We start from the raw sequence: 26,300 nt of genomic DNA, 5'->3' as shown, positions 1-26,300 counted from the left end.
CAATTCCATGGACAAGCGTCTTCTCGACATCCTTTGCTGCCCGGTCAGCAAGCGCCCCCTCCGTCCGCTCTCGGCGAAGGAGCGCGATCAGCTGAACGACGCCATCCGCGCCGGCTCGGTCGACACCGTGGCTGGCGAAAAGGTGGCCGACCCCGTCTCCGAAGGCCTGATCACCACCGACGGCCAGGTCGTCTACCGGGTGGAAGACGGCATTCCCGTCATGCTGCCCGAGGCCGGCATCGGCACCCTCCAGCTGGCGGGCTTTACTCAGGAAAGCGGTCGCGCACAAAATCCGTGACGCGGGTCACGCTATAAAGCATTCGTTCCCGCACAATGACCCCTCGGGCGGGGGCCAGAAACACATCCAGGATGCGCGATGAATAACGCGAGCGAGCCGTCCAACGTCGTCGACCTGAGTCAGCGCCTCGACCCGCGCAGCGAGCGCGTGGGTGCGCTGCTGGTCACGGTGCGCGGCCTCGCCACCAAGCGGCTGCACGCGCTTGCCTCGAACATGTTCGAGAACATCGACGACGCGCTGTTCGACCTGGCCGAGAAAGCCGAGAACAACGCCGCGCAGACGCAGTTCTTCGACGGCATGCGCGAGGTGCGCAAGAAACGCGCGATCGTCGAGCGCACCTTCCTCGGCCAGGTCGCCCGCGATCTGGCCGACTTCTCCTCGGGCCGCACGCGCGCGCCCGACACCGACGTCGGCGCACGTCCGCTCGCCAATATCGAACTCAGCCTCGTCGGCGAGAACGAGCTGGAAGAATCGCTTGCGATCACCAGCATGATCGGCAAGAACGAGCAGCGCCTTGCCCGCGCGCTCTTCGCGGTGAACCAGCGCCTTTCGGTGATCTGCGGCGGCACCCGGATGGACGACGCCAGCAACCCCGTCGGGCCGGCCTCGCTCGCCGCGGCGTTTCGGCAGGCGATGCGCGAGCTGGTGGTGGAGGTCCGCGTCAAGCTGATCATCTACAAGCTGTTCGACCGCTACGTGCTCGCCGGCATCGACGAACTCTACGACGACATCAACAATGAGCTGGCCGCCGCGGGCGTGCTGCCGCAACTGCGCCACGAGATTCCCGCGCGCCGCAGCGACGCGCCCGCGCCCATCGGCCCGGTGTCCGCCGCGGCGCCGGTACACGCCGCTGCACCGGTCACGGACGCCGCGGCCGCGGAGTTCATGCAATCGCTGCATGCCCTCTTCTCCGCGCGTCGCAGCGATGGCGGGGCGGGCGCCCCTGGCGCGCCGCTCGCCACGGGGCCGCTGCCCAGCCCCACCGAGTTGCTCGGCGCGCTCACCCTCCTGCAAAGCCAGATCGCGGTGTTGCCCAATCAGGCGGCACAGCTGGCCACGCAGGCCGATGTCACGCGCGACGTGGCGCAACTGAAAGAACAACTGCTCGCCCAGATCGGTCAGTTGCGTGGCCAGCAGACCGCGCACGTGTCCGGCATGGACGAAGACACCATCGATCTGGTGGGCATGCTCTTCGAGTTCATCCTCGAGGATCACAACCTCCCCACCGAGATGCAGGTGATGCTCGCGCGCCTGCAGATCCCCTATCTCAAGGTCGCCCTCCTCGACCGGCGCATGTTTGCGCACAAGACGCATCCGGCGCGCCAACTGCTGGATGCGCTGGCCGATGCCGCAAAGGGCTGGTCGGTCGAAGCGGATCGCGACGGACGCCTGTTCGACAAGGTGAAGTCCATCGTCGAACGCCTGCTGCACGACTTCGACGACGACGTAGGCATCTTCACGAAGCTCGCCGCCGAGTTGCAGGACTTCCTGGACGTGAGCCGCAAGCGCGCGGAACTGGCCGAGCAGCGCGTGGCGGAATCCACCCGCGGCCGCGAAAAGCTCGAGCAGGCCCGCCGCCGCGCCGCACAGGAAATCGTCGGTCGCATCGGCGGCGCCTCGCTGCCGCCGCTCGTCTATGGCGTGCTGACGCGCGCGTGGGCCAACTACATCGTGCTCACCCTGCTGCGCCAGGGTGAGGAATCGCCCGAGTTCCGCGAATCGCTGCGCTTCATCGACGACTTCATCGCCAGTGCCCGGCCGGTGCACGACCTCAACGGCCGCCGCGACCTTCGTGCCACGTTGCCCGGCATCGAGCGCACCCTGCGCCGCGGTCTCGCTGCGGTGGCCTTCCAGGAGGCGGACACCGAGCAACTGCTCGGGCAGCTGCATGCGTTCTATCGCCAGCAGCTGGGCGAAGCCGCACCCGACACTGCTTCGGGCACCATCGTGTCCAGCGTCATGCCGTTGCCGGAAGCCATCCAGGCCATCGAGGAACCGCTGGCCGCGCCGGAGCCGGACGAGGAAGTGGAGGCCCTGGCCGACGAGGCCTTCGACGAGCGCTACCTGGCACAGGCGCGTGAGCTCAAGGTCGGCCAGTGGCTGGAATTCACGGCGCCCGACGGCACCACCGATCGCGCAAAGCTGTCGTGGATCAGCCCGATCAGCGGTCGCTACCTCTTCGTGAACCGCCGCGGCCTCAAGGTGGCCGACCACAGCCTCGCCGGCCTTGCCCAGGCGTTCGCCAGCGGCACGGCGCGCGTGCTCGATTCCACCCTGCTGTTCGACCGCGCGATGGACGCCATCGTGGAGAAGCTTCGTCAGCCCGAGGGTTGAGGTAAGGTAGCGCCCTCTTCCCTGGGCACTCGCACGATGAGTCTTTCCGATCCGCGTCACCTGGCCGAAGCGCTTCCGCCGGCCGGCGACATTCTTGCCGATGTGGAACGCGCTTTTGCCGAGGATATCGGTCCCGGCGACGCGACGGCCGACCTGCTGGATCCTAACGCCACCGCCACGGCGGTGCTGACCTGTCGCGAGGAGGCCGTGCTTTGCGGTTCGGCCTGGTTCGATGCCTGCTTCCGCAAGCTGGATCCCGATGTGCGCATCGAATGGCTCGTGCACGATGGCGACCGCGTCGCGCCGGGCACGGCGATCTGTCGCCTCGCCGGCAAGGCCCGCGCGCTCGTCACGGCCGAGCGGTCGGCATTGAATTTCCTGCAGCTGCTGTCGGCCACGGCCACCGTGACGGCGCGCTATGTCGACGCCATCGCAGGCACGGGTACTCGCGTGCTGGACACGCGCAAGACTCTTCCGGGCCTGCGCCGCGCGCAGAAGTACGCCGTCCGTTGCGGTGGCGGCACCAATCACCGCATCGGCCTGTTCGACGCGATGATGCTCAAGGAAAACCACATCATCGCAGCGGGCGGCATTCCGGCGGCGGTGCGTGCCGCGCGCAGCATCCATCCGAACCTGCCACTCATCGTGGAGGTGGAAACGCTGGACGAACTAGCGGAAGCCATATCCGCCGGTGCCGATCGCGCCCTGCTCGACAACTTCACACCGGCCATGCTGACCGAGGCCGTGGCCTACACGGCCGGCCGAATTCCGCTGGAAGTGTCCGGCAATGTCGAAATCGACACGATCCGCGCGATCGCCGAGACCGGCGTGGACTTCATCTCCAGCGGTGCGCTGACCAAGAATGTGAAGGCCATCGACCTCTCGCTCCGCCTCGATCTGTAGGAGCCGCTATAGCGGCCATGGTCGCTTGCGGCAAGCTTGCCCGCTGCCGCGGGATCGCCGGCATAGCCGGCTCCCACACAAGACAGCTGCCGTTACAGGAGGACAGGCAAGGGACTTGTGGCGAGGCGCACGCGGCCACACACTGCTCCCATGTCATCCTTCACCGATCTTTTCTGGTTGCTCCTGCTCGCCGCCGGCGTCGCCGCCTGGTATCGCCTTACCCGGGCGCGGGAAATCGCGGTGCGCGCCGCTATGGCCCTGTGCAAGCGCCACGGATTGCAACTGCTGGACCAGAGCGTGGGCCTTCGCGCCGTTCGCTGGCAGGGCGTGGACGGTGTGCGTCGACTGGAACGCTGTTATGCGTTCGAGGTAAGCGAAGACGGCCAATCGAGGCAGGCGGCGCGGCTATGGATGGCCGGGAACGATGTCGCCAGCTTCTCACTGCCGATGTCCGGCGCGCCGGAACTGGAAACCGTCGTCGCCACCGACGCCTTCGTGCACACGGGGAATGTGGTGTCGCTCGCCGATCGGCGGCGGCTGCAGTGACTGGACCTTCCTGAAGCCCTTGTGGGAGCCGCTTCAGCGGCGATCCCGCGGCAGCGGGCAACGGTCCCACGAGCACCCATCGCCGCTGAAGCGGCTCCCACATAGAGCTTCCACATAGAGCTCTCAGATAAAGCCAAGGCCATCGAGGGATGGCGATAGGACTTCGACAGGCGCTGCCTTACTTCACCACGCGAAGATGCGGCGCGCCGCGTTTCGGGCGGTCGTCGTCGCCGCCCGTGGACTCGGGGGCTTCACCGGCTTCGTCCAACGGCTCGGCCGCGTTCGCCGCCGGGGAATCGTTCTCGTCGGCCGGGAACATCATGCCCTGCCCGTTTTCCTGCGCGTACAGCGCCAGCACGGCCTGCACGGGAATCACGATGGACTGGCTGACGCCGGAGAACCGCGCCTGGAAGGAGATCCTGTCGTTGCCGAGGTCTAGGTTGGCCACCGCGCGCATGGCCAGGTTCAAGACCACCTGGCCGTTCTTCACCACGTGCGCCGGCACGCGGACGCCGGGCTGGCCTGCGTCGACGAGCACATACGGGGTAAGGCCGTTGTCGCTGATCCAGTCGTAGATGGCCCGCAGCAGGTAGGGGCGATTGGAAGTCATGCCCGCGCTTTCGTTCGTATCCATGGAACCTTCCTCGTCGTACCCGCCGGTATGGGTCGGGAATCACCAGATGCCCGGCAGGGCAAGGCCAGAGAAGAGTTTACGGGATACGGCCGGCTGGGGGTTAACCCTGCCCGAAATTGAAGTCCGGCCGTATGTCACGCTCTTCCTGCGTGAGGCTACGGGCAAAGCCCTGGCTGTGGAACAGACGCTCGCCGTAATCCACGATGGGTTTGCCGTCCTTGCCAAGATCCACGCCCAGATGCGGCAGACGCCAGACCACCGGGGCCACCAGGCAGTCGATGAGGCTCATTTCGGGGTTCAGGAAGAACCGCGACGCACGGAACAGCGGCACGGTCATCAGCAGGTGCTCGCGGAGCCGTTTCCGGGCCGCGTCGGCCGCCTTGCCGCCCTCCCCGATGGCCTCGATTTCGGGCAGCCAGTCGTTCTCGATCCGCCACGTGGCCAGGCGCAGGCGCGCGCGCGACAGAGGATCGATGGGCATGAGGGGCGGATGGGGGTAGCGTTCGTCGAGGTACTCAACGACTACCGCGGGATCGTAAAGCGTGAGGTCGCGGTCGACCAGGGTGGGCAGCGTGCCGTACGGGTTCAGTTCCAGCAGGTCCGGCGTGGGCTGATCGGCTTTGAGGATGATCCGGTCGTAGGCGACGCCCTTGGCGGCCAACACGAGACGCGTGCGGTGGCAGTGGATGTCGTCGGCGCTGGTGTAAAGCGTCAGTGCCGAGCGCGAACGTGCGTTCTGGACCATGCTTTCGATCTCCCTCCCTGCTGCATCAATCGATGACGGGGCGGCCAGCGGCCGCCCCGCGGGGACGTCAGTCAGTGACTTTCGTGGACGTCTTTCCAGTACTCATGCTTCAGAAGGTACAGGAGGAAGGTCAGGCCGGCCAGAAACAGGATGACCCAGACGCCGATCGACTGGCGCTCCAGCGCGGCGGGCTCCGCCGCGTACTCGAGGAAGGCGGTCAGGTCGCGGGTGGCGCCCCGGAACTCCTCGGGGCTCATGCGGCCCGGCGTGGAGATCTGCAGCTTCTCCACCACCGCTTCCTGCCCCGGCGCGGCTTCGCCGTGGACCGCCGTCTGCAGGCCCTGGAGCTCCCACAGCGGGTTGGGCATCGACGCGTTCGGGAAGACCGTGTTGTTCCAGCCCACCGGCCGGGTGGGATCGAGGTAGAACGAGTTCAGGTAGTTGAAGATGAAGTCCACACCCTTGGCGCGGGCTTCCAGCGACAGGTCCGGCGGATCCTTGCCGAACCAGGTTTTCGCGTCGTCCGCCGGCATGTGCGAGATGACCGGCTCGCCGAACTTCGCACCCGTGAAGTTGAGGTTCGTCATCACCTCTTCCTCGGACAGGCCGAGGTCGGAGGCGAGGCGCGAATAGCGCACGTACTTCAGCGAGTGGCAGCCGACGCAGTAGTTGAAGAACAACTTGGCACCGCGCTGCAGCGAGGCCTGGTCGCGGATGTTGGTACCCGCGGGGGCCAGGCCTTCGCCCTCGGACGCAAGGGCCGGGATGGTGGCGACCGCAAGGCCCAGCGCCAGGGCGATGGAGGAGATAGTGCGCTTAATCATGCATCGTCACCCGTTCCGGAACCGGCTTGGTCTTCTCGAAGCCGAAGCGTGTGTAAACCCACACGAATACGAAGAAACCGAAATAGCCCAGCACCATGAGGCGGCCGAAGGCGTTCTCCCAGGTGGTGACGTCGGCACCCGGGAACCACTCCGGAATGACCTCGGCGGTGACGCCGGCGCCGACCAGGCCCAGGGCCAGGAAGCTGAAGACCAGCACGCCCAGGGCGATGCGGAAGCCAAGCCCGCGGTAGCGCACCGAGCGGACCTCGCCCTTGTCGATCCACGGCAGCAACGCCAGCAGCAGGATGGCGCCGAACATGCCGATGACGCCCCAGATCGCCGTGCCGAAGAAGGACGGGATCATGCGCAGGATGGCGTAGAACGGCGTGAAGTACCACGACGGCTTGATGTGGCTCGGCGTAACGAGGTTGTTCGCCGGGGTGAAGTTGTCGTGCTCGAGGAACCAGCCGCCGAACGTGGGCGCGAAGAAGATGATGAACGCGGCGATGGTGAGGAAGAAGCCGACGCCCACCAGGTCCTTCACCGTGTAGTACGGATGGAACGGGATGGCATCGATGGGCTTCTCGGGGTTCCACTTGTTGCCCTTCGGCCCGTGCTTCACGTCCACGCCGTCGGGGTTGTTGGAGCCCACCTCATGCAGCGCGGCAAGGTGCAGCACCACCAGGAGCAGCAGCACCAGGGGCAGAGCGATCACGTGCAGCGCGAAGAAGCGGTTGAGCGTGGCGTCGGCCGGCAGGAAGTCGCCCATGATCCACTCCACCAGCGAACCGCCGATGTAGGGAATGGTGCCGAACAGCGAGATGATGACCTTCGCGCCCCAGAACGACATGTTGCCCCACGGCAGCACGTAGCCCATGAACGCCTCGGCCATCAGCACGAGGAAGATCAGCATGCCGAGGATCCAGACCAGCTCGCGCGGACGCTTGAACGAGCCGTACATGATGCCGCGGAACATGTGCAGGAACACGACCACGAAGAACAGCGAGGCGCCCGTGGAGTGCATGTAGCGGATCAGCCAGCCCCACTCGACGTCGCGCATGATGTACTCGACGGAGTTGAACGCTTCCAGCGCACTCGTCTTGTAGTTCATGGTGAGGAAGATGCCGGTCACGATCTGATTGACCAGGACCAGGAGCGCCAGCGAGCCGAAGTAGTACCAGAGGTTGAAGTTCTTCGGCGCGAAGTACTCCGTCATGTGCTTGCGGTACGTGGGCGCGAGGTTCGGTGCCCGTTCGTTCACCCAGTCGCCGATGCGGGAAAAGACGTTAGCCATCAGCCTGCCTCCTTCGGATCGACGCCGATCTGGATGTGCGTGTCGTCGATGAAGTGGTACGGCGGCACGGGCAGGTTCTTCGGGGCGGGCACGCCGCTGAAGACACGGCCGGACAGGTCGTACCGCGACTTATGGCAGGGGCAGTAGAAGCCGCCCTTCCAGTTCGCATCGAACGGCTCGGGCTTGATGTCGGGCACGAAGTCCGGCACGCAGCCCAGGTGGGTGCAGAGGCCGATGACGACGAGCCATTCCGGCTTGATGGAGCGGGTTTCGTTGGTGGCGTACTTGGGCTGCTGCGCCGAATCCGAGGACGACGGGTCGAGCAAGCGGGGCTCCAGGCCCTTCAGCTGCGCCAGCTGGTCCTTCGTGCGATTGACGACGAACACCGGCAGGCTGCGCCACGCGAAGGTTACCTTCTGGCCCGCCTCGATGGCACTGATGTCGACCGTGACAGGCGCCCCCGCTGCCTTTGCCCTTGCGCTCGGTTCCCACGACTTGATGAAGGGCACGACCGCCGCGACCACTCCCGCCCCGCCGACAACTGCTGTCGTAACGGTTAGGAAGCGACGGCGCCCGTGATCGACGACTTCGTTCGCCATCAGGCTCTCCGGAACTTATGCCATTGAGAATGCGGACCCCAACGCCGGCTCTTTTCGGAAATCGGCTTCCGCAAATCGCGTCAGTGTAACGTCAGCACCAGCCACGTACAATCAACTGGACGCCACCTTGTGCCTGATGAGGGACAGGGCTGCCACGGAACCGCCCGGATGCGGTATTGGTTCGCAGGATCCCTAGCCCTTTCCATGAAAGACGCCGCTCGCACGCTTGCCTTCGTCGCCCGCTTCGTCGTGCTCGGCCTGGCCGTGGCCTTCGTCGTCGGCCTGTTCTGGCCGGGTAGCGGCGCATTCCTTCGCCAGCGCTTCGTCGGCACGCCCGCGCCTCGGGAAACCTCCGCACCCGCCTCGGGCGCCGGCGCCGGGCCCGTCTCCTATGCCGATGCCGTCGCCAAGGCCGCGCCATCGGTCGTAAATATCTACGCCAACAAGCTCGTGACCGAGCAACCGCGGGAACTCTATTCGGACCCGGTGCTGCAACGCATCTTCAGCGTGCCCACCGGGCCTGCGCGCACGCGGCGCCAGCAGAACCTCGGCTCCGGGGTGATCGTCAGCGACGATGGTTACGTATTGACCAACAACCATGTCATCGCCAACGCCGACGACATCCAGTTGCTCCTCTACGACGGGCGCGTGGCGAGCGCCAGGGTGGTAGGTTCCGATGACGAAACCGACCTTGCCGTGCTGAAGGTGGACGCGGGCAACCTGCCCGCCATCCAGATGACCGACGCCGACAGCCGCCCCCGGGTGGGCGACGTGGTGCTGGCCATCGGCAACCCCTTCGGCATCGGACAGACAGTGACGATGGGCATCGTGAGCGCCATCGGGCGCCAGCTCAACCTCTCCAGCCTGGAGAACTTCATCCAGACGGACGCGGCCATCAACTTCGGCAATTCGGGTGGCGCGCTGGTCAACGCGCACGGCGAACTGGTGGGCATCAACACCTCCCTGATCGGACAGGCCGTGGGCGCCGAAGGCATCGGCTTCGCCATTCCCGTGCAGAGCGCGCGAAACGTGCTCGACCAGATCGTGCAGACGGGGCACGTGGTGCGAGGCTGGATCGGTGCCGACTACGGCGCGGTGCCCGTGTCGGCCAACAGCGGCCTGCCCTCGGCGGCACGCGGCGTAGTTGTCAACGACGTGTCGCCCGGTGGCCCGGCGGCCCTGGCGGGCATCCAGCAGCGCGACGTGCTGCTGCGCCTGGGCGACGAGGACATCCTCGACCCGTCTGACCTGCGCCGGCACGAAGCCTCGCTGAAGCCCGGGGTACCCGTGCAGATCTCAGGGCTGCGCTACGGCGCGCCGTTCACCGCGACCGTCACGCCGGCGCAAAGGCCGCCAAGCGCACCGATGCAGGCACTGCGGCAGTAGGAACGCGCATTACGCGCCGCGATCGGCCAGCGGCACACCGGCAGCCGCGTGCCGCTTCAACGTTTCCGCATACCGCTTGCGCAGCACCCCCACGCGTTCCACATACACCTGCGTTTCGTCGTAAGGCGGCACGCCGTTGTATTTCTGCACGGCGCCGGGGCCGGCGTTGTACGCCGCCGCGGCCAGGCGCTCGTTGCCGTTGAAGTTCCGCAGCAGCAGGGCCAGGTATCGTGCGCCACCGCGGATGTTCTGGTTCACGTCGAAGGCGTCGAGCACGCCCATGTCGCGCGCGGTACCCGGGATCAACTGCATCAGGCCCTGCGCCCCCGCCACCGACAGCGCCCGCGGATTGAAGGCGCTCTCGGCGTGGATGACCGCGCGCAGCAGGGCTTCGTCCACCCCGAACTCGCCGCTGGCCGACCGGATGGCGTCGCCAAACGAGGTGAGGTTGAGCGCCACGTTGTTCCAGTCGATCCTGGAATGGACGTCGCAGGCCGCACAGGTGGCGATATAGGTAAAGAGCATCTTGATGCTCTGACCCTTGGCAGCGCCACCGGGCGGGATATTCGTGTATTCGACGCCGCCGTCGGGCCGCGTGATCCGATAGACCGCACCGCGCAGCACGCGCGAGCCCTTCGGTGCAGCAGGCGCGAGCGAGGCCGTCAGGTCCTGCGTGGCCGACTCCCGGTAGTCCCAGCTGCCCCTGGGCGCGGTGACCGGCGGCAGTGTCTGGCCCTCCCCTTCCCCGACCACATCGCCGCTTACGCCGGCGAAGGCAGCGGTCGATGGCGCGGAAACCACCGACCCCAGCACGCCACGGAAGGAGCCCGGCTGCGCTGCCTGGGAAGCCGGAGCCGCCGCATCCGGACCACCCGATTGCGGCTCCCGGGCTGCCCCGCTCCGCCCCCTCCCCTGCGACGATTCCTTCGCAACCGCCGACCGCGCCGGCCTTGCGCCCGGCGTGCTGCCGATGCGCTTGCAGTCCTTGTAGCCTGCGGTGCTGCCGGAAAACACGGTTTCGCCCGTGGTGCCGACGCAGCGGTAAAGCGAGCCTGCGAACGCGGGTGCGGCGCCCAGCCCCAGGATCAACACGCAGCCGATCGCGGCCCTGCGGAGGGCCGTGCGTATGGGCAGGAAACGGCAGGCGCGATGGCCGGCGCTTTCCCCTGGCGTCGCGTCGTTCACCATGGCGCGAGTGTGCCCCAGCCCCTTTCCCGTGCCAAGGGCCGGTTACGTGACCTTCTTCACGCAAGTCATTGATCCACAGCGACCCTGTGGCAACCCCGCGGGGGGCGGCGTAAACTGCGCGGTTCGGTCGAACCCCACGAAACCACGGTACCCATGCCCATGAGCGGCAAGCTTTTCATCAAGACCCACGGCTGCCAGATGAACGAGTACGACTCGGCCAAGATGGCCGACGTACTGCGTGCGTCGCACGGGCTGGAATTGACCCAGGACGAGGCGGAAGCCGACGTTATCCTGGTCAACACATGCTCCATCCGCGAAAAGGCCCAGGAAAAGGTCTTCAGCCAGCTTGGCCGCTGGAAGGCGCACAAGCAGAACGGCAAGCCGGTACTCATCGGCGTGGGTGGCTGCGTGGCTTCGCAGGAAGGCGACGCCATCATCAAGCGCGCGCCGTTCGTCGACCTGGTGTTCGGCCCGCAAACCCTGCATCGCCTGCCGGAGATGATCGAGGCCCAGCGTGCCAGCGGCAAGGCGCAGGTGGACATCAGCTTCCCGGAGATCGAGAAGTTCGACCGCCTTCCCGAGCCGCGCGCCGAAGGCCCCACCGCCTTCGTCTCCATCATGGAAGGCTGCTCCAAGTACTGCTCCTACTGCGTGGTGCCTTACACCCGCGGCGAGGAGATCAGCCGCCCGTTCGACGACGTGATCGTCGAGGTGGCCCAGCTCGCCGAGCAAGGCGTGCGCGAGGTGAACCTGCTTGGCCAGAACGTGAACGCCTACCGCGGCCCCATGCACGATGGCGGCACGGCGGACCTGGCGGTGCTGATCCACGCCATCGCGCAGATCGACGGCATCGGCCGCATCCGCTTCACCACCTCGCATCCGCTGGAGTTCTCCGACTCGCTGATCGAGGCTTACGCCAACGTGCCGCAGCTGGCGAACTTCCTGCACCTGCCGGTGCAGGCCGGCTCCGATCGCATCCTCGCGGCCATGAAGCGCGGTTACACGGCGCTGGAATTCAAGCAGCGCATTCGCAAGCTGCGCGCCGTGCGCCCGGACATCTGCATTTCCTCCGACTTCATCGTCGGCTTCCCCGGCGAAACCGAAGACGATTTCGAAAAGACCATGAAGCTGATCGACGACGTCGGCTTCGACCAGAGCTTCTCCTTCATCTTCTCTTCCCGCCCTGGCACGCCTGCCGCGAACCTTCCCGACGACACGCCGGCCGAGGTGAAGCACGCCCGCCTGGCTCGCCTGCAGGCCGTGTTGAACGAGAACGCGCGCAAGATCAACGAGGCCATGGTGGGCACCGCGCAGCGCGTGCTGGTCGAAAAGCCCAGCCGGAAGAATCCGAACGAAATGACCGGACGCACGGAAAACATGCGTTACGTGAACTTTCCCGGCCATCCCCGGATGATCGGACAGTTCGTCGACGTGACCATCACCGAGGCGATGTCCAACTCGTTGCGCGGCCGCGTCCACCTCGACCAAGCGGTCGCGCTCGCCTAGGGGCACTCCCATCAACGCCATGACCCAACTCTCCCAGCGCGACTTCGCCCTCGACCCGGAAGACAACACCCGCCTCGCCAATCTCTGCGGCCCGCTCGACGAGCACATCCGCCAGATCGAACTCCGCCTGGGCATCGAGATCGACCACCGCGGCAGCTTGTTCCGCGTGATCGGCGAAGAGGCTTCGGCGAAGGCCGGCGAGCAGGTGCTGCGCGCGCTCTACGACGCCACCGAGAATGAAACCCTCAACGGCCAGACGATCAACGTACGTCTGGCCGAATCGGGCATCGACGCGCTGAACGAACAGGCCGCCGAGTCCGCGCAGGACGTGGTGATCAAGGTGAAGCGCGGCGTCATCAAGGGCCGTGGCCCCAACCAGGCCCGCTACCTGCACGCCATCACCACGCACGACATCAATTTCGGCGTGGGCCCGGCCGGCACCGGCAAAACCTACCTCGCCGTGGCCAGCGCCGTCGAAGCGCTGGAAGCCAACCGCGTGCAACGCGTACTGCTGGTTCGCCCCGCGGTGGAGGCCGGCGAGAAGCTGGGCTTCCTTCCGGGCGACCTGAGCCAGAAGATCGACCCGTACCTGCGCCCGCTGTACGACGCGCTGTACGAGATGGTGGGTTTCGAAAAGGTCTCCAAGCTGATCGAGCGCAATGTCATCGAAATCGCCCCGCTGGCCTACATGCGCGGGCGCACGCTCAACGACGCCTACGTGATCCTCGACGAGGCACAGAACACCACCGTCGAGCAGATGAAGATGTTCCTGACGCGTATCGGCTTCGGCTCGGTGGCGGTGATCACGGGCGATGTGTCCCAGGTGGATCTGCCGCGCAACATCCGCTCCGGACTGCGCCATGCCATCGAGGTATTGCGCGGCGTGGACGGCATCAGTTTCACCTTCTTCACCTCGCGCGACGTGGTGCGTCATCCGCTGGTGGCGAAGATCGTGCGCGCCTACGAGGCGTTCGAGCAGAAGCAGGACGAAGAGCGTTGAGCGGTTCGCGGACCGACGTCGCGGTGGGTTACGCCACCTCGCGCAAGGGCGTGCCGGCCCCGGCCACGTTCCGCCGCTGGGTGGAGGCCGCGCTGAAGGGTGCACGGCGACGCAAGGCCACCGAAGTGGCCATTCGCATCGTGGACGCCGACGAGGGCCAGGCCCTGAACCGGCAGTACCGCGACCGGGACTATGCCACCAATGTGCTTTCCTTCCCGGCCGACTTCCCGCCGGGCGTGGAACTGCCGCTGATCGGCGACCTGGTGATCTGCGCGCCCGTGGTTGCCCGGGAGGCCGCGGAACAGGGCAAGAAACCGGCCGAGCACTGGGCCCACATGACCGTTCACGGCACACTGCATCTCCTGGGTTACGACCACATCGAGGAGGGCGAGGCCGAGGCCATGGAAGCCCTCGAAACCCGCATCCTGGCCGGCCTCGGCATCGCCGATCCTTATCTGGTTCCGTAGGGGCCGGGTTGCCCTGAACCGTCACACGAATTCCAGTAGACTGCCCCTTCCGCCCCCACTGGGCAGAACCACAAAGAGTAATGAACGAGGACCCTAGTAGTACCCATGGCCCCGCCCACCGTTCCTGGTGGGACCGACTGGGCCATCTGTTTTCCGGCGAACCGCGCAACCGCGACGAACTGATCGAGGAACTGCGCACCGCCCAGGCCAACGGCCTGCTTTCGAACGACACCCTGACCATGGTCGAGGGTGCGATCAAGGTTACCGAACTCAGCGTCGACGACGTCATGGTGCCCCGGGCCCAGATCGTCAGCCTGCCCGTCGATGCGCCGCTTCCCGAAATTCTCGCCGCCGTGGTCGAATCGGGCCATTCCCGGTTCCCCGTGCATGGGGAAGACAAGGACGAAGTTCTGGGCATCCTGCTGGCAAAAGACCTGCTGAAGTATTTCGGCCAGAGCGACGGCTGCGACGTGCGCGCCCTGCTCCGTCCGGCCGTGCTGATTCCCGAGTCCATGCGCCTCAACGTGCTGCTGGCCGAGTTCCGCCTCACGCGCAACCACATGGCGCTGGTGGTGGACGAATACGGCGGCGTGGCCGGCCTCATCACCATCGAGGACGTGCTCGAGCAGATCGTGGGCGAGATCGACGACGAGCACGACGACGAGGAAGATCCCGTGCTGGTGCGGCCGCTGGAAGAAGGCGGCTTCGCCGTCAGCGCGCTCACGCCCATCGCCGACTTCAACGAAGTGGCCGGCGCGCATTTCTCGGACGAGGAGTTCGACACGGTGGGCGGCATGATCACGTCCGAGTTCGGCCACCTGCCCGCCGCGGGCGAAGAGATCACCGTCGGCCAGTTCGTCTTCCGCGTCACCGAGGCCGACGACCGCCGCGTGCAGCAGTTCCACGTGGCGCGCGCAGGCAACGCGGCCTGATCGTCATCGCGATCCTGGGGAGCCGGCTCCGCCGGCGATTCCTTATGTGGGAGCCGCTTCAGCGGCGATGGGTGCTTGCGATAAGAAGGCCCGCTGCCGCGGGATCGCCGCTGAAGCGGCTCCCACAGACACGCGCCCCCCATGGCGCTCATCGACGGACTTTGCTTGAACCGATGCGATACACCCTGATCCTTCTTCTTGCCCTGTGCGTCGCCCCCCTCGCCCGCGCGGGCATCGTCGACGCACCGGCCGCCAACCTGGAGATATCGCTGATGACCTACGGTCCCGGCGACATCTATTGGGAGCGCTTCGGTCACGACGCGCTGGAGGTTCGCGACACCGTAAGCGGCGAATCCATCGCCTTCAACTACGGCGTGTTCGACTTCGACCAGAAGGGTTTCCTGCTCAACTTCGCGCGCGGGATCATGGCGTACCGGATGGATGCGGAAACCACCCAGTCCGACATCGACTTCTACGCCGGAGAGGGCCGCTATGTGCGCCGTCAGCGCCTGGCGCTCAACGACGCCCAGAAGGAACACCTGCGGCGCTTCCTCCTCTGGAACATCCGTCCCGAGAACGCGGGCTATCGCTACGACTACTACAGCGACAACTGCACCACGCGCGTGCGCGACGTGCTGGACGATGCCCTGGGCGGCGCGCTGAGCGCCCAATGGATGGGCAAGCCGGGCGGCATGACCTTCCGGGAGCAGACCGCGCGGTTGATGAGCAACCAGCCATGGCTGATGCTCGGGATGGATCTCGGGCTCGGTCCTTTCGCCGACCAGCCCATGACGGCGTGGAAAGAGGCCTTTCTGCCGATGACGCTGGAAGAGGGGTTGCGCCACGTCGACGTCGACGGTCGGCCGCTGGTTTCCGAGGACACGCTCCTGGTGCCCGCGAAGCTGGCGCCACCACCGGAAAAGGCACCCGACCTGCGCTGGCCCTTGCTGATCGCGGGCGTGGCACTCGCGTTGCCGCTTGCCTTGCCCGCCCTCACCCGCCGAACTGGCGCACGTGCCGTTTTCGTCGCCGCCGGCACAGTGTTCGCCGTGTTCGCAGGCATCGCCGGCCTCTTCATGCTCGGCCTGTGGACCCTGACCCTGCACCGTTCCGCGTGGGGCAACTTCAATCTGCTGGCCTTTTCACCGTTCGCCCTGCTGATCGTGCCGGGCATCTGGCGGTTGCGTCACGCCGGACGTACGGTGAGCAGGCTGGCATCGCGGGTAACGGCGCTCTCGTTCGCCGCGTGCGTCATCGCCTTGCTGCTGCACCTCTGGCCCGACTTTCCCCAGCGGAACCTTCCCTGGCTCCTTTTCGCCCTTCCATGCTGGGCTGCCTTGACCTGGAGTTTCTGCCGCCGGCACGACTGAGGCGCCGGCGGCGTGGGAACTTACTTCGCGGCGATGAGCTTCGCGATCACCGGATCGTCGCTACCGAAGCCATAGCCGAGATCGGCGAGGTACCCGGCGCCCCATGCCTTGAGGTTGTCCAGGTGCTTCACGCCCGCGTCGAAATTCGCCTGCGTCACGGTTTCGCCTTCCTTGTCGAACATGCGCAGCAGGCGCATCTTGTCGCCGCAGATGCCGCTGGCCAGCGTAAGACAAGGGACGGCGGGCACCTTGAGCGCCACGCCCCGATACCATTCGTTGAACGCGGAGGGCCGCTCATGGAGCGGGTTCTTGCCTTCGCGCGCCTCCCAATGCGACGTCGCCTGTTGGCGAAACACGCGCAGGCGGTAGTAGTCGTACACGCGCCAGACCAGCGACACGAAGGCCTCCACCAGGGAAAACGCGATGTCCACAATGGCCCCGGCCACGCCGGCACTGAGGCCTTCGAGCGTCAGCGAACCCGCGCTCTTCAGGACGCCATACGTCTCGGTCGCCAACTGCAGGTCCATCGCACGCTTGATGCCGTCGACGGTGGTACGCGGCGTACCGGGAACGATGGCCACGCCTCTGCCGAGGGCGTGGGCGCGATAGCGGTCGACACCCGCCGACGTGGCCTTCACCAGTCCTTCGACCACGCCGACGCCGTTGGCGAGGAACGGAGCGGCGTGATCCAGAACCTTGTCGACCACGTAGCGGCACAGGGATTTCGTCCCGCCCGGCACCGTATCCCATAGGCCGAGTACCTGCGTTGCGTCGAAGGTTTCGCCAGGCATTTTCGGAGCCTGCGCCACGATGGATTCCACGACCCTGAGCGAGAGGCTTTCCAGATGCGCGACCAAGCGGTCGCGCGTGCTCCGACGTGCAGGATCCGTGGAATCGGGGCTGGGTTTGGCAAGCCACTGGCTCGCGTCGACGACGCGGCGAGCAGGTGCTCCGTTGCCCTTCCCGGCAAAATCGACCACGCCGTTGGTCACGAAGCGAAGGACCTTCTCGTCCCACGTGATGTTCGCGAACAGGTAAAGGATGCCGAGGCGCGCGTTGATCATGCCTGGTGACATGAACGCTGGGATGCCAAGAGACGCGTCGGTGTCACCACCGTTGATCGCTGCGTTGAGGTGCGCGATCAGGAATTTGCGATTGCGCTTGCTTTCCGCCCAGGCGCCCGGGCCGTCGACGGCGTCCTTGTGCTTCATCCAGTCCTGCAGGGCCGCCCGGAGCACGTTGAGCGAAGACGACGTCGGTTTCGCGAAGTAGGTCTCGACAGCCCGGTCCAGGGCCTCGAATTTCGCACGGGAAACCTTATCGAAAAGGGGTGGCAGGGTGATCGAGGTTCCGTTCTTCCAGGTCTTGTAATCGAACGGAAGGGACGGAAGCGTAGCTGTTGCCATGGTTTTTCTCCTTGAATGCGGCGTCCTTGGCGTCAGAGCGTGGGCCGGGCAAGGCCCGTGTCGCACGCTTTCCGCAACTTCAAGGTATAACGGCCACTTCAGGCCCGACATCGGGCCGGTGCCGGGCGTGGCATCCGCATTGGACTTACACTTCCGGCCACCCGCCCGATGCCGCTTCCGCCACACCGCCCAGGAATTCGAACCCGCAATGTCCTTGCTTCCGCTCGTCCCCGACCCGGTAACCGTTCCGTCTTCAGACGGCATGGTCATCAACTGCGTTGCCTACCGCACCGATGGCTCGCGCATCGGGGACATCACGATCGATGCGATCAGCGACGTACTGAAAGAACCCGACACCTTCGTGTGGGTCGGCCTCCATGAGCCCGACGAGGCCCTGCTGCTGAAACTCCAGGAAGAGTTCAACCTGCACGACCTGGCCATCGAGGACGCGCAGCACGCGCACCAGCGCACCAAGATCGAGGCGTACGGCGACTCCCTCTTCATCGTGGCGCAGACGGCGCAACTGGTTGGCGGCAACATCGCCTTCGGCGAAACGCAGATATTCCTCGGCCAGCGCTATTTCATGACGGTGCGCCACGGGGCTTCGCTCTCCTATGCCCCGGCGCGGCGAAGCTGCGAGCAGACACCCGAACTGCTGGCCATGGGGCCGAGCTACGCGCTGTATGCGGTATTGGATTTCATCGTCGACAACTTCCTGCCGATCGTCCGCGACTTCCGGCAAGAAGTGCACGAACTGGAAAACGACATCTTCGCGGAAACCTACAACCGGCAGACCATCAAGCGGCTGTACGACATGCAGCGCGAGTTGATGACGCTGCGCCTGGCAGTGGTGCCGCTACAGGATGTCGTGGCGCAGCTGGTGCGCCTGCACCCGCACCTCATCCACGACGAGTTGCGCGCCTATTTCCGCGACATCTACGACCATGTGTTCCGGGTAAACGAATCCATCTCGGCGATGCGGGAAATGCTCGGGGCGGCGATCAGCGTGAACCTTGCGCTCGTGACCTTCGGCCAGAACGAGGTGATGAAGAAGCTTGCGGGGTGGGCCGCCATGCTGGCTGCGCCTACCCTGATTACAAGCTGGTACGGGATGAACTTCGCACATATGCCGGAGTTGGATAAGCCTTGGGCTTATCCGGCCATTACGTGTCTGGTGGCATGTATTGTGGGTGGGATTTTTATTGCTTTGAAGAGGAACCGGTGGTTTTGACGACATCCATGGGCAGAAAGAGCGAATCCGTTTTCGGGGCAGGGCTGCCGCCAACAGTGAAATCAAATGCCTGCACCCCGCGACGCCTGTTCGTCTCTGGCTATTCACTACCCCCCGCGCGACGGACCAACACCAAGTCGTGCTCGGGCTCCGTGTAATGGATCAGACCGTAACTTTCAAATTCGATCATGACGCCTGCCCCAAGGTACGCCCACTGAGCGGCTGAATATTCTGGGGCAGTTCCGTACTGGCCGCCGTCGATATCACTAACTACCTTCCCGAGTTTTCCCCCCAAGGAAACGATATCCCCTATCCGGCTGACTTGACCATCGCAATACTTCACCGACTCACTCCACAAATTCTTCAATTGGAATCGCTGGCAGAGACCGCACCGACCGGCTGCCAAAAACAGGGGCGCGCGAACTCCTATGCCGCAGCATCGATACATCACTCATCCGCTCCGAGCAATCTCCAACTGAGCAGTCAGTTCCGAATCCAAACTTTAACCCAAAAGGCCTCCATTCCCTCTACGGATTGGGAAAAAGGAAGGACAAGAAGATCAAAGTGGTCACGACGATTCCAGCCGCCAAAAGGAAGACCTTTTCCCTCCTCGTTCGACGCCCGCGAAGAACCAATGGCCAGAGAAACAAGACATCGATCACGCCTTTCGTGCGACCGTTCGATCTGGCTCGCTTTGACCGCAGTAAATAGACAACCGAAAGGACAACAAGCAGCGCTAGTGGCACGACGATGAATGGATTAAGGCTATTCACTTTCGCAGTCCGGACAAGTGTCATTCAAGATGTGAGTACATGCGGGCCTCGCGTGACTATGGGAACGGCGTATCGTCGATTGGCGCCCCAACAAACTTGCGAGCTGTCATTGCTCCTGCGGCGGGAACCACGAATTCTGCATCATGGGCACCGAATCCGCGACCGCTTATACAAGCGTGACTGTAAACGAGTTTCATCTTGGGACAAGACGATTTAGCCGAAGCCGATAGGAAGACGTCAGCAATCTGGACAATAAAATATCCAGCGCGATGTGATGGGCTATTGCCACCCCATAGTCCTTCGCATTGACGATCGCATCCACCGATACGGCTAAGCCTCGACCAAGTTCGCTGAACCAGTACTCCGATGCGCCAAGCGGGGCATCGGTCGATGGCTCGCTCGCATCGATCAGCTGGAGGAGATCTTCCGTAAGGACATGTCGCATATCTCCAGGCGTTGTGTAGAACGACCAGGAATAGTGAATTGCCCAGCGACTGAGATAAACACTGGTCGATGCATCGAACTCTTGTAGATGACTTGCATCCAGCTCAAGATCTTCAACAAACTGAAAGAAGTCGGGATAAGATCCCCTTCTATCACCTTGAGCAAGCGATACCCCTAACTCTTGAACGCTTTCTAAGCGCCTGACGAATGCAGCGCGATCCTCCTCGGAAAGATCCGCATATTCATCGCTTTCGGCTAGAACAGGAGGTATTTTGATCGACATGGAGACCCTTTAAAAAGCCAAGCCGTGGAAATTGGTTGTGATCGCCCCACCCATCGGGCTTGGCTGGCGCATATGCACTGTAGACGAGTGACCAGGCGGCTGGTGACGCCCCGCTACGAACAAGGAGCCCCTGAACTCAGTCACAGAATTTACCGATGGATTTCATATCCTGACGCCCTTCTGGGACTTCCTGTACCGCGAGAAAAAAGTGCTGTCTCCACGTACCTCTATCTGTCGGCGTCGCCAAAACACGAACGATGAGGAAACTTGTGTAGTGCTTAGCTTCATACAGATCCACCATCCAGAAGCCCTCTTCTCCATGAGGTTGAGCATCGGATGGCTTACGCTCCCAGTTCTTTATCGCCGATTTCTCACACAGCGTGTAGCCTGAGCTACGTAGCTTGCTCCTGAGTCCCTCTATGTATTCATAGGAAAAGGGGGGCGTCTCCAGGTTAAATGCAACCCCGTCGCCCGCCTCGGAATGTTGAGTATGGGTGATGCTCGTCGCGGCGGCTGGCAACAACGCATCAAGTTGCGCCCCTCCTTGCGAGCATCCGCTCGACGCCCCCAGCCCCATTAGAAGCACAGTCTTGACAATGTAGCGCCTCAAGATCTACCTCTTGGTGGTGGCGAAGAACGATTGGATTGGCCATACCACGATGAAGGGCAACGATATTCACCCCGCTCTCAGCCCCAAAGCGATATAGCAGCTAGCGAATACTCAAGACTGCACTTGCAATAACGCCTAAGGTAAGCAATTGGCCGACGACACCAATAATCCTGATTGCCCTGACTATATGCCACTCAGAACTCGTCAAGGTCGTTATCGGCATCGCCGCAAGAGCCGATATTAGCTCCGGGCGGCTCGAGGGCATCAACGAAGCAAAAAATGGCGGCGACCTTAACTGCAGGTATAAGGCCGGATATCTTGTTGAGAGGATATGGACCAGACGGAATCTGAGAGCTGTCTGTGCCGCCAGACACAACACCCCGACTGACCAAAAGAGATAGATCCAAAATCGCGGCAACGTCAGCATGGTTATTTGTCTAGGTGCAGAGGCAGTTGCGAGGCCAGGTTCTCAAGTACCATGGTCGAGCATTAGAGGTATCTCGTCGAAGCGTGTAGCTCGCCCCGTATTCCTCATCGGCTAGCGAAAGGCCGCATGAGGCTTGCCCCGAGAAAGGGCGGCCGCCGGCCGCCGCCCTCCTCTAAAGCCTACTTCGCCTGCGGCTCCGTCCACTCTTTCAACCACGCATTCACTGTCTCATGCCACTGCACACTGTTCTGCGGCTTGAGCACCCAATGGTTTTCGTCGGGGAAGTGCAGGAGCTTGCTGGGAATACCACGACGCTGTAGCGCAGTGAAGGCGCCAAGGCCCTGCGTGTCGGGAATGCGGAAGTCCTTACCGCTGTGCACGATGAGCATCGGCACGCGCCAGTCCTTTACATGGTTGACCGGATTGAAGCGCTCGTAGTTCTCCGGGTGGTCGAACTGCGTGCCGCCGTTTTCCTTTTCCTCGAACCACAGCTCTTCGGTCTCGTAATACATAGCGCGTGCGTCGAACACGCCGTCGTGGTCGACGAAGCACTTCCACGGCTGGTTCCAGTTGCCGGCCATCCAGTAGACCATGTAGCCGCCGTAACTGGCGCCGAGCGCGCAGGCACGATCACCGTCGAGGAACTTGTACTTCGACAGTGCTGCGTTCCAGCCGGCCTTCAGGTCTTCCAGCGGTTTGCCGCCCCAATCGCCGGAGATGGATTCGGTGAAGGCCTGGCCGTAGCCGGTGGAGCCGTGGAAGTTGATCGTGACTACCGCGAAACCCTGGCCCGCGTACGTCTGGGCGTTCCAGCGGTAGCTCCAGCTGTTGGTCATCGCGCCCTGCGGGCCGCCGTGGATGATGAAGGCAACCGGGTAGGACTTGCCGCGCTTGAAGCCCACCGGCTTCACCACGTAGCCCTGCACGGTCTCGTTGTTCCAGCCCTTGAAGGTGAAGAACTCGAAGTCGCCGGTCTGCGCGCCCTTGATCCGCTTGGCGTTGAAATGGGTCACCTGCTTGAGACCCTTGCCGTTGAGGTCGGCGGTGTAGAGGTCGGCCGGCCGCTTCAGGTCGTCGCGGCTCAGCAGGATCTTCTTGCCCTGTGCCGAGAACGCCGACACCGAGCCATCGGTCACCAGGATGGTGGCCTTGCCGGTTGCCGTATCGATGGCGAAAAGCGGGTGCTGACCGTTGTCGTCGGTCGTGGTGTAGAGGGTCTTGCCGTCGGGCGAAATCTGCAACGCTCCGGAGGAACGGTCCCACGTGGGAGCCACCTCCCGCTTGCCGCCGGAAGCCAGGTCAAGGGCCATGATGCCGAAGCGGTCAGCCTCGGACCCCGGTTCCTTCATGGCTGTGTAGTAGAGGGTCTTGCCGTCGGGCGACACGAGCGGGTTCGCGTCCCAGGCCAGGTTTTCGGCGGTGAGATTCGCCGGAGCCGCCGAGCCGTCAGCCGGCACGCTGTAGATGTCGAAGTTAGTCGACCAAGGCTCGGCCTTGCCGGCGATGCGCACATCGAAATAGACGGTCTTGCCGTCGGGCGAGAAAGCGAACTCGTCGTCACCGCCGAAGGGCTTGCTCGGCACGTCGCCATCGATGTCGCGGCTGAGAAGCACCGGCTGCGACGGAGCGCTTGCGTCGGCGATGTACAGCTGCGAGCGCCGCCCGTCCGCCCAGGTGTCCCAGTGGCGGACGAAGAGCTTGTCGTAGACGGTGCCGGTGGACTTGTCCTTCTCCCGTCCGTCCAGGCGCTCCTTAGTGCAGGCCAGGTCCGGGCAGTCGGTGAACACGTCGTAGCTCAGGAGAAGCTTCGAGCCGTCCGGTGAGAGCTTGAACGCATTGACGTCCAACGGTGCGTTCGTCACCGGCTCGCCGGCCCGGGCGCTCAGCGAGAGCCCCTTGCCCGTGCCGTCTGCGTCGAAGGCGCGATGCCACACCTGGGCTGTGCCGTCCTGCGGCGCCGTGTAATAGATCGATTTCCCATCCGGAGCCCAGCGCGGGGAGGCCCCCTTCTCCACCACCATCACGGGCTGGGGCGGCTTGTTGAGGTCCACCATATAGATGGAACTCACACCCTTGTTCGCCGCGTAATCGGTGGCCCGAACCGAGAACAGCGCATAGCGCCCGTCAGGCGACAGCTGCGGGTCGCTCACGCGGTCCATCATCACCAGGTCGCGGATGGAGAACGGGTGCGGGGCGGCGTTGTCGGCGTCGGCGGCCAGGACGGGGCCGGAGGCTAGGGCCAGGGCTAGCGCGGCGAACAGAGGTTTCATGGGGGCTCCCTTGGGTGTGCTTGGTGGGCACGGTACGGGGGTGGACAAGCGCATGCAAGTTCGCATTGTTACCTCGAGCCCATCGCGTATCCTTGTCGACCAGACTCGACGAGTTACCAAACCACTGGGGGCCAAGATGCACACCGATCATGCCGAGAACGCGCGGCGGAACCGCGCCGGCATCCTCATCGCCGTGCTCGGAGGCGTGCTCGCCCTGTTGCTTCGCTGGTATTTCGTCACGCACGCCCAGGTGCTCCAGGACGTCAATCAGGAAAATATCCGCGGCGACGCAGTGCAGTATTATCGTTACGCGTGGAATATGGTTCATCGCGGCGTGTACTCCAGCGCGTCGCCGGCCACGGCCATAGCAGTACCGAACAGTTTCCGCGATCCGGGCTATCCGCTCCTGATGGCAGCGGTGCTGACCGCAACCGGCAGCTTCCCGGCGTTTTATGGAGCCATGCTACTGGTGCAGGCGTTCCTTGGAGCCCTTACCGTCTCTTTCCTCATACTCGCGGCACGCCGCTGGCTACCCACGGCCGGTCTTGCCGCGGCCGCTGTCCTCATGGCGATCTGGCCTCACAGCATCTCCATCACGGCGTACCTACTCTCCGAAACACTGGTGGGCTTTCTCTGCGCAAGCGCACTGCTGGTGCTGAGTTCCAGCGTGCATCGGCCTTCGCTTGGCCGCCACCTGCTCACCGGCCTGGCCTTCGGCCTCGCGGCGATGACGAACGCCGTGCTGATTCCCTTCGGGGCGTTGCTTGCCGTCATCCTATGGTGGCGGAAGCTCGCAGCACGGAAGCTAGCGATTGCGTTCGCGCTCGCTTCGCTCGTGTTACCGATGGCCTGGGGCCTGCGGTCGCTGACACTCCCGCCCTCCACGAGTGCAACGAGTCGAGCGATCACCAACCTCGTTCAAGGGTCCTGGCCAACCTATCACGTGGCCTACCAACTCGCGGCGACCGAGGGCGACCCGGAGAGCATGGACCAGCTCCGGGGCATGCAGTATGAGATGGACCTTCTACAGAAGGACCCACTTGCCGGCCTGGCGCTCATGAGGCATCGCATGAGTGAGCTACCCCTGCCTTATTTGCGCTGGTACCTGGGTAAGCCAAAGCTCCTTTGGGAATGGGATATCCGCATCGGCCAGGGGGATATCTACGTCTATGCGACGCGCTCCTCCCCGTTCGAAAAGGGCGGGCCATGGGCTCCGATGGAAGCGGCCTGCTTCCTGGTCAATCCGCTGCTGATGTTACTGGCCCTGGTTGGCGCGGTCAGTGCGCTTTTGCAGCGCCGCCAAATCGTAGGACTCGCCTGTGCCGTGCTGGCGTTATACGTGACCCTCATCTATAGCATCCTCCAGTCGGAGCCTCGCTATTCGATCCCATTCCGCGGCATCGAGATCCTTCTGGCCAGCGGCGGAGTGTTCTGGCTGGCCAGCCGACTCCGCAAGCAACGGACGGCCCGTGATTTGAATCACGTTTCGAAGCTCCCCGAAGGCTCACAAACCGACCTTGGTACGAAACCTGCTGAAACCTCGCCATCCACAGGGGACACACCATGACTCGCCGGAATTCCAGCGGATTCACTTTGATCGAGCTGATGATCGTGGTCGCGATCATTGCCATCCTCGCATCTATCGCCATCCCCCAATACCAGGCCTACGTGATCCGCGCCCAGGCATCGGAAGGATTCACGATCGCGTCGGGTGCGAAGACCGCCATCTGGGAATTCATGACCAATAAGGGCGAATTCCCTCGCTCGAACGAGTCCGCAGGGCTTCCGCGCGCCTCGTCGATCTCCGGAAAGTACGTATCGGCCCTGAGCGTTTCCACCGGGGGATTGGTGACCGTCAGTTTCGACCATGCCGATACGAACGATAAGCTAAAGAACCAGACCCTCCTTCTTTCTCCTGTGGCCAATGGCGGCAGCATCAGCTGGGCCTGCCGTGGCACGGTGGACAGCAAATACATGCCCAGTGCATGCCGCAAGACCTGACGTGCCACGTCAACTTCTGACCTTTTGCGTCACATCCATGTTTCGGCGCAATGCACTGAATCCTCGAAATTTTCCTGTTGCTCGCAAGCGTGACCGGATGCACAATCCCGTCACCGGCAAATATGAGGGAATATGTCGGTCGCGAACGCAATGGCATGTTCAGTGCACGCTTTGCGGCGAGCTTCCTGGTCGGTTCCTGACCAAAGCAAGTGAGGGAGCTGTCGGCCTGCAAACAGGCCGACGTGCTAGGGCTCAGGGGGCATCACTTTTTCGGTTAGATCACACGTAACGAGGAAACTCCATGAAGAACGTCCAGAAGGGCTTCACGCTCATCGAACTGATGATCGTCGTCGCCATCATTGCGATCCTGGCTGCCATTGCCATCCCGCAGTACCAGAACTACCTCATCCGCACGCAGGTTTCCGAAGGCATGAACCTCGCAGACGGCGCCAAGACTGCCGTTTCGGAGTTCTATAACAACAAGGGCCACTTCCCGAAGACGGGTGCCTCCGCCGGACTTCCGACCCTTGCTGCGTCGACCGCCGGCAAGTACGTCAGCAGCACTGTCGTTGCGAACGGCGTGATCACGGCTAACTTCTCGAAGACGTCTCCGCAGGAAGCGAACGACAAGATCGACGGCAAGAACGTTTCGCTGTCCCCCGTGGACCTCGGCGGTACGATCACCTGGAACTGCCGTTCCACGGCACAGGGCGCCACCAAGACCAACGTTCCCGAAGCGTACCTCCCGACCGCTTGCCGCGCGCAGTAATTCGCAGCTAGCCTCGCAAGGTTGGAAAAGGGCCGTTTCGACGGCCCTTTTCTTTTCCGG

At 63.8% G+C, this 26,300-nt stretch carries 24 protein-coding genes; 14 read left to right on the top strand and 10 right to left on the bottom strand.

The features are described from left to right. Window positions 1–7: 7 nt before the first annotated feature. The 4 genes from FHS47_RS02525 to FHS47_RS02510 all read left to right on the top strand — a co-directional run bounded on the left by FHS47_RS02525 (window position 8) and on the right by FHS47_RS02510 (window position 4,081). Window positions 8–298, top strand: a complete 291-nt coding sequence (locus FHS47_RS02525) for a Trm112 family protein (protein ID WP_167022519.1) — start codon at window positions 8–10, stop codon at window positions 296–298. Window positions 299–376: 78 nt separating this feature from the next. Then, window positions 377–2,632, top strand: a complete 2,256-nt coding sequence (locus FHS47_RS02520; RefSeq protein WP_167022516.1) for a DUF1631 domain-containing protein — start codon at window positions 377–379, stop codon at window positions 2,630–2,632. Window positions 2,633–2,668: 36 nt separating this feature from the next. Continuing rightward, window positions 2,669–3,535: a carboxylating nicotinate-nucleotide diphosphorylase gene (gene nadC / locus FHS47_RS02515; RefSeq protein ID WP_167022513.1), complete on the top strand. Its 867-nt coding sequence runs from the start codon at window positions 2,669–2,671 to the stop codon at window positions 3,533–3,535. Window positions 3,536–3,685: 150 nt separating this feature from the next. Next, window positions 3,686–4,081: a DUF3301 domain-containing protein gene (locus tag FHS47_RS02510; RefSeq protein WP_167022511.1), complete on the top strand. Its 396-nt coding sequence runs from the start codon at window positions 3,686–3,688 to the stop codon at window positions 4,079–4,081. A 178-nt stretch (window positions 4,082–4,259) separates the two neighbouring features. On the opposite strand, the gene FHS47_RS02505 is transcribed toward FHS47_RS02510, so the two are convergent. The 5 genes from FHS47_RS02505 to petA all read right to left on the bottom strand — a co-directional run bounded on the left by FHS47_RS02505 (window position 4,260) and on the right by petA (window position 8,177). Continuing rightward, window positions 4,260–4,715 carry a ClpXP protease specificity-enhancing factor gene (locus FHS47_RS02505; RefSeq protein ID WP_208381752.1) on the bottom strand — a complete coding sequence of 152 codons (456 nt, stop codon included), beginning with the start codon at window positions 4,713–4,715 and terminating at the stop codon, window positions 4,260–4,262. 100 nt (window positions 4,716–4,815) lie between these two features. Further along, window positions 4,816–5,460 carry a glutathione S-transferase N-terminal domain-containing protein gene (locus tag FHS47_RS02500; protein ID WP_167022508.1) on the bottom strand — a complete coding sequence of 215 codons (645 nt, stop codon included), beginning with the start codon at window positions 5,458–5,460 and terminating at the stop codon, window positions 4,816–4,818. Between the two features lie 71 nt (window positions 5,461–5,531). Further along, a complete protein-coding gene (locus tag FHS47_RS02495; protein ID WP_208381751.1) occupies window positions 5,532–6,284 on the bottom strand; it encodes a cytochrome c1 in 753 nt (250 codons plus the stop codon). After that, entirely contained in the window at window positions 6,277–7,578 is a 1,302-nt protein-coding gene (locus tag FHS47_RS02490) for a cytochrome bc complex cytochrome b subunit (RefSeq protein ID WP_167022505.1), read from the bottom strand. Before FHS47_RS02490 ends, FHS47_RS02495 begins: the two co-directional genes overlap by 8 nt. Then, on the bottom strand, window positions 7,578–8,177 hold the full coding sequence (gene petA, locus FHS47_RS02485; protein ID WP_167022502.1) for a ubiquinol-cytochrome c reductase iron-sulfur subunit: 600 nt from the start codon (window positions 8,175–8,177) through the stop codon (window positions 7,578–7,580). The genes FHS47_RS02490 and petA overlap by 1 nt, the downstream gene beginning before the upstream one ends. A gap of 204 nt (window positions 8,178–8,381) precedes the next feature. Between petA and FHS47_RS02480 the strand changes: the two genes are divergently transcribed. After that, entirely contained in the window at window positions 8,382–9,563 is a 1,182-nt protein-coding gene (locus FHS47_RS02480; protein ID WP_167022499.1) for a trypsin-like peptidase domain-containing protein, read from the top strand. Between the two features lie 9 nt (window positions 9,564–9,572). On the opposite strand, the gene FHS47_RS19870 is transcribed toward FHS47_RS02480, so the two are convergent. After that, window positions 9,573–10,751 (bottom strand): lytic transglycosylase domain-containing protein, encoded by a 1,179-nt coding sequence (locus tag FHS47_RS19870; RefSeq protein ID WP_167022496.1) that lies wholly within the window; start codon window positions 10,749–10,751, stop codon window positions 9,573–9,575. Between the two features lie 159 nt (window positions 10,752–10,910). Between FHS47_RS19870 and miaB the strand changes: the two genes are divergently transcribed. The 5 genes from miaB to FHS47_RS02450 all read left to right on the top strand — a co-directional run bounded on the left by miaB (window position 10,911) and on the right by FHS47_RS02450 (window position 16,026). Continuing rightward, the gene (gene miaB / locus FHS47_RS02470; protein ID WP_167022493.1) at window positions 10,911–12,257 is read left to right on the top strand and encodes a tRNA (N6-isopentenyl adenosine(37)-C2)-methylthiotransferase MiaB; all 1,347 of its coding nucleotides are present in this window, start codon (window positions 10,911–10,913) and stop codon (window positions 12,255–12,257) included. A gap of 19 nt (window positions 12,258–12,276) precedes the next feature. After that, window positions 12,277–13,257, top strand: coding sequence for a PhoH family protein (locus FHS47_RS02465; protein WP_167022490.1), 981 nt, complete (start codon window positions 12,277–12,279; stop codon window positions 13,255–13,257). Continuing rightward, complete coding sequence (ybeY, locus tag FHS47_RS02460) at window positions 13,254–13,724, top strand: rRNA maturation RNase YbeY (protein WP_167022487.1); 471 nt, start codon at window positions 13,254–13,256, stop codon at window positions 13,722–13,724. Before FHS47_RS02465 ends, ybeY begins: the two co-directional genes overlap by 4 nt. Window positions 13,725–13,804: 80 nt before the next feature. After that, entirely contained in the window at window positions 13,805–14,656 is an 852-nt protein-coding gene (locus FHS47_RS02455) for a transporter associated domain-containing protein (RefSeq protein ID WP_167022484.1), read from the top strand. A gap of 173 nt (window positions 14,657–14,829) precedes the next feature. Then, window positions 14,830–16,026, top strand: a complete 1,197-nt coding sequence (locus FHS47_RS02450; protein WP_167022481.1) for a DUF4105 domain-containing protein — start codon at window positions 14,830–14,832, stop codon at window positions 16,024–16,026. A gap of 20 nt (window positions 16,027–16,046) precedes the next feature. Here FHS47_RS02450 and FHS47_RS02445 read toward each other — a convergent pair whose 3' ends face one another. Continuing rightward, on the bottom strand, window positions 16,047–17,432 hold the full coding sequence (locus tag FHS47_RS02445) for a hypothetical protein (protein WP_167022478.1): 1,386 nt from the start codon (window positions 17,430–17,432) through the stop codon (window positions 16,047–16,049). Between the two features lie 262 nt (window positions 17,433–17,694). Here FHS47_RS02445 and FHS47_RS02440 point away from each other — a divergent pair, with 262 nt between their 5' ends. Further along, window positions 17,695–18,663, top strand: a complete 969-nt coding sequence (locus FHS47_RS02440) for a magnesium and cobalt transport protein CorA (protein WP_167027557.1) — start codon at window positions 17,695–17,697, stop codon at window positions 18,661–18,663. Window positions 18,664–19,629: 966 nt separating this feature from the next. Here FHS47_RS02440 and FHS47_RS02435 read toward each other — a convergent pair. From FHS47_RS02435 to FHS47_RS02425, 3 genes are all read right to left on the bottom strand, one after another. After that, entirely contained in the window at window positions 19,630–20,163 is a 534-nt protein-coding gene (locus FHS47_RS02435) for a hypothetical protein (RefSeq protein ID WP_167022475.1), read from the bottom strand. Between the two features lie 136 nt (window positions 20,164–20,299). Beyond that, window positions 20,300–20,773 carry a hypothetical protein gene (locus tag FHS47_RS02430; RefSeq protein ID WP_167022472.1) on the bottom strand — a complete coding sequence of 158 codons (474 nt, stop codon included), beginning with the start codon at window positions 20,771–20,773 and terminating at the stop codon, window positions 20,300–20,302. A 606-nt stretch (window positions 20,774–21,379) separates the two neighbouring features. Then, entirely contained in the window at window positions 21,380–23,470 is a 2,091-nt protein-coding gene (locus tag FHS47_RS02425) for a S9 family peptidase (protein WP_167022469.1), read from the bottom strand. Window positions 23,471–23,522: 52 nt separating this feature from the next. Here FHS47_RS02425 and FHS47_RS02420 point away from each other — a divergent pair, with 52 nt between their 5' ends. The 3 genes from FHS47_RS02420 to FHS47_RS19665 all read left to right on the top strand — a co-directional run bounded on the left by FHS47_RS02420 (window position 23,523) and on the right by FHS47_RS19665 (window position 26,240). Further along, on the top strand, window positions 23,523–25,037 hold the full coding sequence (locus FHS47_RS02420) for a hypothetical protein (protein WP_167022466.1): 1,515 nt from the start codon (window positions 23,523–23,525) through the stop codon (window positions 25,035–25,037). Beyond that, entirely contained in the window at window positions 25,034–25,471 is a 438-nt protein-coding gene (locus FHS47_RS02415; RefSeq protein ID WP_167022463.1) for a pilin, read from the top strand. Before FHS47_RS02420 ends, FHS47_RS02415 begins: the two co-directional genes overlap by 4 nt. Window positions 25,472–25,772: 301 nt before the next feature. Beyond that, a complete protein-coding gene (locus FHS47_RS19665; RefSeq protein WP_167022460.1) occupies window positions 25,773–26,240 on the top strand; it encodes a pilin in 468 nt (155 codons plus the stop codon). Window positions 26,241–26,300: the final 60 nt, after the last annotated feature.

It is taken from the genome of Luteibacter sp. SG786 (genome assembly GCF_011759605.1).
Lineage (GTDB): Bacteria > Pseudomonadota > Gammaproteobacteria > Xanthomonadales > Rhodanobacteraceae > Luteibacter.
This window is presented reverse-complemented; position numbering and strand designations above follow the sequence as displayed.